We start from the raw sequence: 9,127 nt of genomic DNA, 5'->3' as shown, positions 1-9,127 counted from the left end.
CTCACCCGTCCGCCGCTAGCCCCTGAAGGGACTCGCTCGACTTGCATGTATTAGGCACGCCGCCAGCGTTCGTCCTGAGCCAGGATCAAACTCTCCAATAAAGTTTGTATCTGGTTCAAAGCTGGCAAATCATTTAATGATAGACTCATCAACGCTTTCGCTGTTCAGTTTTCAAAGAGCATCTGTTTTTCAGTCAAGCTCTCTTCGAGCGACTTTTCTATTATACTTCGTTACCTAAGTGATTGCAAGAAGTTTTTTGAAAAACTTTTTCAATCAGTATTGGGCACCGAATAAATAGTATCGATTGAGAATCGCGAGTCATTAACTTCTTAGCTGCTTATGCATGACTTCGTTTGCTTCTCTCTAGCGACAAGAAGTATCGTAACATGTTGGCCAAACAAATACAATACCTATTTTCATTTTTATTGAATTTTTTTAATCGTAGTTGATTCATTCTCTTACTATGCCTCTGTTAGCTCCACGCTAATAGGCCTGTTTAGCTTCAACGACTAACCTCTTCACCATTTGGCGTCAATAAGTACGTGATAAGAATCACGCATGATATTCACTATAAGTAAAAAACACAAGGCGCAACTGAATCTACGCCTTGTGTTTTTTACTTTTCGAGTACCTTTACAATAGATAAGTGCCGGGAGTCGACCAAATTAATAATTCTTCCACCTGTCTCTACCATAGGTCGGGTCGGTTGATTTCGATCCGTAAATACAATTTTTCCAATCGTACCATCACTCAGCTCTACAACTGTTCCAGCTGCAAACTGAGTAATTCCATCGACAAATGCACGCACGATGTACGGATCAAGCTTGCCAAAGCTGTCCTGCACCAATTGTTCAACTACCATATAAGGAGACTGGGCCTTCTGATAAATCCGATCTGAGCACATCGCGTGATACATATCCGCAACTGCAACAATTTTGCTGTACAGATGCAGTTTTGTTCCTGGCAATCCGAGCGGGTAACCAGAGCCATCCTCTCGCTCGTGATGCTGCAGAGCGGCCAGAGCCACACCCTCGCTTAAACCGTGAGACGCTTTAATAATCTGGTATCCGTACACGGTATGTTTTTTCATCTCTTCAAATTCTTCTGTCGTCAATTTACCCGGTTTTTGCAGAATTCGCCGATCGATCTTGGTCTTGCCTACATCGAGCAGAGTCCCCGCTAGAGCTACCTGCATCCATTCTTTCTCCGGCACCTTGATCCACTTCGCGATCATATACGAGATAATACCTACTGCAATCGCATGTTCATACGCATAGCTATCCATCTTTGCAAAATGGCGCAAAGACAGCATAACTTGCGGTTGAGACTGGAATTGGGAGAGAATCGGTGCGACCACTTCCCTCACTTCCATCACAGGTATATTATCGCCACCTTGTACACGGATCAACAGGTTTTTAAGTGTCGAAACTGCATTCTCAAAAGACTGCTGAAAAGCTTCCGGTCGATCGGTTCTATCCTTCCGAGCCTTGGCAGCAGCTACCTCTTGTTGTACCGCTTCCTTTTGCACAGACGGTTCTACTCCCGTCGCCTCTTCCTGCTCCTCGATCATTACCTGCTTAATCATAAAGGCATTCAGGTATTCGATATCTTTTTCATAGAGCGCTGTGCCCTTCGAAAATAGCAAGCCGCCCAATGTCGTATGTACTTCTTCCGCTAATTTTGATCCTGTGCTCAGTTGTTTCACGTCCACGATGGGCACGCTGGTCACCATCCGTTCCAACATGATAAATAGTAGTATATAGTTCTCTATTCCCAATTTTATATTAGATTGAAACCAATTGCAGGAAAAATCGCTATTTTTCTTACACATGACATAGTGAAGGGCACTCCCTCTATGAAAGGAGTGCCCCTTATTTACCGCTAATTATTCCTCTTCATTTGGCTCAATCGGATCGTCATTCGTACCTGGATCCATTTCCATATCGACGCCTTCATCGATCATCTCGTCTGCTCCAAAATCCTCATCCGCTTCCAATCCGTCGTTTTCTTCGTCCTCATCGTTTGGCGGACACTTGGCAACAGAGCCAACCTGCTCGTTTTCGCCCAAGCGGATCAATTTAACCCCTTGCGTATAGCGGCCCATGACGGAAATTCCCTTCATTTCCGTACGGATAATTATTCCCGAAGTCGTGATGATCATCAGGTCTTCTTCTGGTTCCACTACTTTCAGTCCTACTACGTGTCCACTACGCTCGGTTACATTGTGTGTCTTGATCCCTTTACCACCGCGGCTTTGGATGCGATACTCGTCTACTGGAGTGCGTTTTCCATATCCGTTAGCCGTAACGATCAACACTTCTGCGTTCGGCTTGATTACGTCCATATCGATAACATCATCGTCGTCGTCCAGCGTGATCCCTTTTACCCCGGTAGCATTACGCCCCATCGTGCGGACATCGCTTTCCTTGTAACGAACGGACATACCATTTTTGGTACCCATGATGATCTCTTGGTTGCCATCAGTCAGACGCACCCCGATCAACTCGTCATCCTCGCGCAGATTGACCGCAATCAGCCCGCCTTTTCGGATATTCTCGTACGATTCGAGTGTAGTCTTTTTGATAATCCCTTTTTTGGTAGCAAAGAACAGGAAGCGCTCTTGATCAAACTCCTTCACCGGAATAACAGCACTGACCCGCTCACCTTTTTCAATCTGAATCAGGTTAATGATCGGCGTACCTTTTGCCGTCCGGCTGAGATCTGGAATCTCGAAGCCCTTCAAACGGTATACCTTCCCTTTGCTCGTAAAGAACATGATGTAGTCATGGGAATTGGTAATGTACAGATGCTCGACAAAGTCATCATCCTTGGTACCCAGCCCCTGGATTCCCCGTCCTCCGCGTTTTTGCGCACGGTACGTAGAGACAGGAAGACGCTTGATATACCCATCATGGGTCAGTGTAATGACCACGTCTTCTTCTGGAATCAGGTCGGCATCCTCAATATGATTTTCATCAACCGTGATGATTGTGCGTCGGTCATCTCCGAATTTCTCTTTGATTTCCTCAAGCTCATAACGGATAATGCCGTAGATTTTGCCTTCGTCTGCGAGGATCGAGCGCAACTCTGCGATTCTCGCCATCAGTTCCTGGTACTCGTTTTCGATCTTTTCCCGCTCCAAGCCGGTCAGGCGTTGCAGACGCATATCAAGAATCGCCTGTGCCTGCTCATAGCTCAAGCTGAAGTTGGTCATCAGTCCATCGCGTGCTTCTTCCGTTGTTTGGGAAGCGCGAATCAGGCTGATGATCTCGTCAATATGATCGAGCGCGATACGCAAACCTTCCAAGATGTGCGCACGTGCTTCTGCTTGCTTCAGATCGTATTCCGTACGTCTGCGAATAATTTCACGCTGATGCTCCAAGTAGTAAAAGAGCATGTCGCGCAAATTCAATACGCGTGGACGACCATTTACGAGAGCAAGCATGTTCACGCCAAAGGTAGTCTGCATTTGGGTATGCTTGAACAGGTTGTTCAAAACAACCTTTGGAATCACGTCGCGACGCAGCTCCATGACGATCCGCATCCCTTTGCGGTCAGACTCATCGCGCAAATCGGTAATGCCTTCGATTTTCTTTTCACGAACCAGCTCAGCGATTTTCTCCACGAGTCTGGCTTTGTTGACTTGATAAGGAATTTCCGTCACAATAATGCGCGGTTTTCCTTTTTCTTCTTCAATCAGTGTCTTGGCGCGCATGATGATCGAGCCTCGACCTGTTTCGTAAGCACGTCGAATTCCACTGTAGCCGAGGATTTCCCCAGCAGTAGGGAAGTCAGGACCTTTCACGATCCTCATCAGCTCAGGAATAGTAATATTCGGGTTGTCGATCATAGCTGTTACGCCATCGATCACTTCTGTCAGGTTATGTGGCGGGATATTTGTCGCCATACCCACGGCAATACCACCCGATCCGTTGACCAGAAGGTTCGGAAACCGGGAAGGCAAGACAGCAGGCTCTTCTTTACGCCCGTCGTAGTTTGGAACAAAATTGACTGTTTCTTTATCAATATCGCGTAAAAGCTCAAGAGCAATCTTAGAAAAGCGAGACTCGGTATAACGCATTGCCGCTGCCGGGTCACCGTCAACAGAACCGAAGTTCCCTTGACCTTCAACCAGCATGTAGCGCATGTTAAAATCTTGTGCCATCCGGACCATTGCTTCATAAATCGAAGAGTCACCATGTGGATGGTAATTCGCCATTACTTCCCCGACCGTGTTTGCCGATTTACGGAAGGCTTTGTCAGGAGTAAGGCCCATGTCATGCATGGCATACAAAATACGCCTGTGTACAGGCTTGAGTCCGTCTCGAACATCAGGCAATGCCCGACTCACGATAACGCTCATCGCATAGCTGATGAACGACTCTTTCATCTCTTGGCTAATATCGACTTTTGGAAACCGAGCAGTTTCTTCTGCCATAAAAGGTAAACCTCCAACTGGTTATCGCAATACTTCATTATACCATATAGAAAGACGACACGTCCAAAAAATCCGGTTATTTCCGCTGATTGTCGCTGATTCCATTCGCTATAACCGACTCTATTCCCTTTCTAAGGCGATCCCCTATATATTTCCAGAAAATTCCCGATTTTACGGCTCTGCCTTCAAGAAAAAACCCCAAAACGGTTCAAGAAGAAACCGCTTTGGGGGTAGAAGCCTTTTTGGATTGTCGTACTACATAAAAGAGATAAATGATCAGGTAGAGAATCATCGCAAATAGTGAATAACGATACATCATGGCGAACCCAGTCTGCTTAGCGATCGCGCCCAAGATCATCGCTCCCCCGCCAATCCCAAGATCAAACGCGGAAAAGAATGTCCCTGTAGCAGCACCTCGTCGGGAAGGATCCACGCGTTGAATCGTCCACGCCTGCAAGGATGGCTGCACTGAGCCGGCTCCTATGCCGAACAAAATCGCAGCAGCAATCAATCCAAGCTCCGTCGTACTGTAGGATAGAACAACTACAGCGATCCCTGTCAGGACACCACCTGGCATTAACACCCAGAACGGTCCCTTTTTATCAAACAGCTTTCCTGCCAGCGGTCGCACCAGCATCAGCGAGATCGCATTGAAGAGAAAGTACAGTCCTACATTTTCTATGCCTACTTCCTGGCCAAACAGGGTGATAAAGCTTACAACGCCCCCGTACATCACACCCGTCAGTAATGCTAGCAACGCTGGAAACAGTGCTTTTTTCTCAAACAGACCTCCACCTGCCGCAGCAAACGGTTGTGTCATTCCGATTGGAGCTTTAATTTCAGCCATTCTCGTCAATATCATCGCAACACCGGTCAATCCTCCTGATATTCCAAAGAGCCAGCCATACCCAAAGGATTGAGAAACCGAAAGCCCGATCAACGGTCCTACTGCCATCGCTAGGTTTGTAAACATCCCGAAGTATCCCATGCCTTCACCCCTGCGCTCAGCAGGAATAATGTCGGATACAATCGTTCCATAGGTTGTAGTGACGATGCCCCAGCCAATTCCGTGTACAAAGCGCAAGGCAAGTACCAGAGCAACGCTCGCCATCCAATAGTACCCGAACACAGAAAACAAAAAAATGGCGAGACCACTCAAGAGAACGGGTCTTCTCCCCATCGAGTCCAGGGCTTTCCCGGTAAATGGCCGCACCAGCAAAGCGGAGACCGTGAAAAGGCTCACTACAAGAGCTACAGCCAGTTGGTCTCCCCCTTTATCTGTAATAAATACCGGCAACGTTGGAATCAGCATCTGAAAAGCAACGAATAGCATAAAGTTGGACATCGCGAGTATGATAAACTCCTTCGTCCACAGTGCATTTCCCTCTTTCAATCCTCTCACTTCCCATACCGCTTTATTTTATATACATTATTATTTATTAAGTATGTATATGTCAATCATTTGACTGCCCGAAAATATTTTTCTCGACATTTCCTCACTCATTCCCCTCGTTTTTCCCATCAATTTCTCATACTTCCGCTCTACCATAGTACTCGTACAACCAATACCATAACGGGGAGTGAACGACCCATGAAAAAAATTCTTTCTGTCTCTTTGTTAACCACCAGCTTACTTGCGAGCAGCGCAGGAATCATTCATGCAGAAGATAAGTCTGCAAAAGAGCCTAAGCTAAAGCAAACTGTTGAATATCAGCAGCTGCAAACCCTGCAAACACAAACGAAAGAGCTAAATACGGATTTAAAAGCTCAAGGGGAAAAGAACAAAGCACTCTGGGATTCCCTTAGAGGCGACATTCCGCAAGAAGTACTTGATGCCGTAAAAGCAGCAATGACCGATCTGAAACCGATTCGCGAGGAAAACAAAGCTCTCACCGTTCAGCTAAAAGAAGCGAAACAAGCCAAGGACAAAGAAGAGGTCGCATCCCTTAAAGCTGAGATCGAAGCCAACCACCAGACGATCGAAGCCAAGCTATCCCCCATCGCTGATCAGATTGCTCAAGTAAAAGAAGGGAAAAAGAATTTGAAGGAGCCTCTGGCTGAAGTCAAACCGATTCGTGACGCCAAGAAAGCCAATAAAGAAGAAGCCCAGCAGCTCAAACAACAAATCAAAGACACGGTTGCTTCCGCAAAAGAAGCTTTCAAAAGTGGTGACACGGCTTGGCAATCTTCTCTGAACGAAGCCAAGGATTTGACCGAGCAGCTGAATTCACTGAAATCGGAAATACTGTCGCAGAAGGTATCTATTTTCGAGGCTTTGCAATAAACCAAACACTTGCTATAGATGGCAGCTCCGTTTGAAAATCGGGGCTGCTTTTCTATGGAATGCTTCCCTTGAAGAAGTATGGGAAAAGTGTGGGAAAACCTCCATAATCTCTGCTTGCCACCTATTCTGATGTACAATAACAGATGAACAAGTAAGTCTCGGAGGTACTCTCATGAAGCCCTATTCCATTGCAATTGTTGATGATGATCCGAATATCAGGCAAATCGTAGAGGCCTATTTGCGAAAAGAAGGTTATTTGACTACAAGCGTGCAGTCTGCGGAGGAAGCCTTGCACTTAAAGGAGACGCAGCCACCCGACTTATGGATTTTGGATATTATGCTGCCGGGTATGAACGGCTATGAATTTTGCCGCCGCATCCGGATGGAATCGGAAAAGCCCATCATCATGATTTCCGCCCGGGACGAGGAAGTAGACAAGATTCTCGGCCTAGAATTGGGAAGTGATGATTACTTGACGAAGCCGTTCAGCCCGCGTGAACTCGTAGCACGTGCCAACCGTGCACTGCGTAGATGGGAACAAATGATACAACGTGGTGACCTGAACTCGAGCGCTGATCATCAAATAACGATAGCCTCGCATCAAAGTGAGCTCCTGGTGCTAGATAAACAACGGCGGCTTGTCTACTCGTGCGGTGAAGAAGTCGAGGTGACGTCGAAGGAGTTCCAAGTGCTTTCTCTTCTTACTGAACATCCAAACCGCGCCTTCTCCCGTGATGAATTGCTCACACTTGTGTGGGGAGACGATTACTTCGGCAGCGATCGTGTAGTCGATGACTTAATCAGGCGGATCCGCAAAAAACTGGACAAAATCCCGTTAGAGACTGTTTGGGGATTCGGCTACCGCTTGCGATCTACGGAGAGGGCAACAGAGGGATGAGTCTTCAAGCACGGATTACGTTGATGTTTGGTTTGTTACTGTTAGTAGTAACCTCTATTTCTGCGGGCCTGATTCATTCGTTTTTGCTTGAAAATATGATTGAACAGCAACGAAATGAACTGACTATAAAAGGACAAGCCTGGATCGACAAAAACAACAGAGAATCTGAAGCCATAAAACCCGAATCTATAGCAGAGCTTGCCAGGCAGTTCGTTTCTAACCGTAAAGTAGAGGTTTTGCTGCTTGGTAAAAAGAAAAAGGTCCTGTATACCACTCTACCTTCCTCAAATCTGAATAATTGGTTGGATGCTTTGGAGAGAAAAGCAGAAAAGCGAAAGGACAAGAACATCTGGATTATTGGCAAAGACGATTACGTCTTGGTCAATCTTCCTTTTAAAAATGACGAAAAGCAGAGATTGATCCTAGCCTCCCCTGTCCGCGGACTGAAGGAGGCTAGGATGGAGCTGACGCAAAACATTATTGTCATTTTGGTAATCGGTACAGTTGCTACGATTCTTCTCAGTTATTTTATAACGAAAAGTACAGTGCGACCCCTGAACCAGTTGGTGAAAGAAATTAAAAAAGTACAGTTCCGCCGTTTTTCTGAAGTCCGTCATGTACCTGCACGCGGCGAAATAGCAGAGGTATCTGAGAGCGTTTACTCCATGGCTCAAGAGCTGGATCGCTTTCATGAGATTCAGCGCCAGTTTTTACAAAATGCCTCCCATGAATTAAAAACTCCTCTGATGTCCATCCAAGGATATGCAGAGGGGATTCGAGATGGTATTTTTACAGACAAGTCCGCTGAGCAAGGGATCGATGTCATCGTCGCGGAAACCAATCGATTGAAGCATATCGTAACTGAAATCATCCTGCTCGCGAAACTGGAAAGTGAAGAAGATCTATTTCATCCTGCTTACTACTCCGCCACAGAGTTGGTCGAACAGGCCGTAGAACGATTACGCCCCATCATGCTGCAGCAGAATGTGACCATCAGCATCCGCAATAATGGTGTGGATCCTATTCTCTACGTTGATGAGGGGAAGACCCTTCAAGCATTACTCAATATTATTGGAAACGCCCTCCGCCATTCCGAGGAGCATATTGAGGTAAGGATTGAGTCTGGAAAGCGTCATGCGACTATCGAAGTTTTAGATGATGGTGAAGGAATTCCTGCTGATCTGCTGCCACACCTGTTTCATCGCTTTGTAAAAGGAAAAATCGGAGATGTTGGCCTTGGACTGGCCATTTCCAGAGCAATTGTCGAGCGCTCTGGAGGAGCGATCGAAGTCAAAAACGGGCATGTCGCTGGTGCCATCTTTCGTATCCTTCTCCCTCTCCATCCTGTTGCTCAAAACTAACACCCGAGGCAATCTTTCGCCCTCGGGTGTTCTTTACTTCCTAGCCACTATCCTATTCCATAGCAATAAAAAAACCATCCTCTATGGATGGCTGCCTCGTGCCTTCAAAACTGGATCTGCATGTTTGCTAAGAGTGTGGATAAGTC

At 46.5% G+C, this 9,127-nt stretch carries 6 protein-coding genes and 1 rRNA gene; 3 read left to right on the top strand and 4 right to left on the bottom strand.

What is annotated here, in order from left to right; genetic code table 11:
* From EDM55_RS29455 to EDM55_RS29440, 4 genes are all read right to left on the bottom strand, one after another.
* Nucleotides 1-101 (bottom strand): 16S ribosomal RNA (locus tag EDM55_RS29455); the annotation flags it as partial.
* A 515-nt stretch (nt 102-616) separates the two neighbouring features.
* Complete coding sequence (locus tag EDM55_RS29450; protein WP_246071179.1) at nt 617-1,720, bottom strand: HD-GYP domain-containing protein; 1,104 nt, start codon at nt 1,718-1,720, stop codon at nt 617-619.
* 165 nt (nt 1,721-1,885) lie between these two features.
* Nucleotides 1,886-4,438 (bottom strand): DNA gyrase subunit A, encoded by a 2,553-nt coding sequence (gyrA, locus tag EDM55_RS29445; protein WP_246071180.1) that lies wholly within the window; start codon nt 4,436-4,438, stop codon nt 1,886-1,888.
* A 208-nt stretch (nt 4,439-4,646) separates the two neighbouring features.
* Nucleotides 4,647-5,831, bottom strand: a complete 1,185-nt coding sequence (locus EDM55_RS29440; protein ID WP_174769336.1) for an MFS transporter — start codon at nt 5,829-5,831, stop codon at nt 4,647-4,649.
* A 198-nt stretch (nt 5,832-6,029) separates the two neighbouring features.
* Between EDM55_RS29440 and EDM55_RS29435 the strand changes: the two genes are divergently transcribed.
* From EDM55_RS29435 to EDM55_RS29425, 3 genes are all read left to right on the top strand, one after another.
* Nucleotides 6,030-6,722, top strand: coding sequence for a hypothetical protein (locus EDM55_RS29435; protein WP_092277516.1), 693 nt, complete (start codon nt 6,030-6,032; stop codon nt 6,720-6,722).
* Nucleotides 6,723-6,894: 172 nt separating this feature from the next.
* Nucleotides 6,895-7,620, top strand: a complete 726-nt coding sequence (locus tag EDM55_RS29430) for a response regulator transcription factor (RefSeq protein WP_092277513.1) — start codon at nt 6,895-6,897, stop codon at nt 7,618-7,620.
* Entirely contained in the window at nt 7,617-8,981 is a 1,365-nt protein-coding gene (locus tag EDM55_RS29425) for a sensor histidine kinase (protein WP_092277510.1), read from the top strand. The genes EDM55_RS29430 and EDM55_RS29425 overlap by 4 nt, the downstream gene beginning before the upstream one ends.
* Nucleotides 8,982-9,127 lie beyond the last annotated feature (146 nt).

Origin of the sequence: Brevibacillus centrosporus (genome assembly GCF_003710815.1) — a bacterium.
Taxonomy (GTDB): Bacteria; Bacillota; Bacilli; order Brevibacillales; family Brevibacillaceae; genus Brevibacillus; species Brevibacillus centrosporus.
This window is presented reverse-complemented; position numbering and strand designations above follow the sequence as displayed.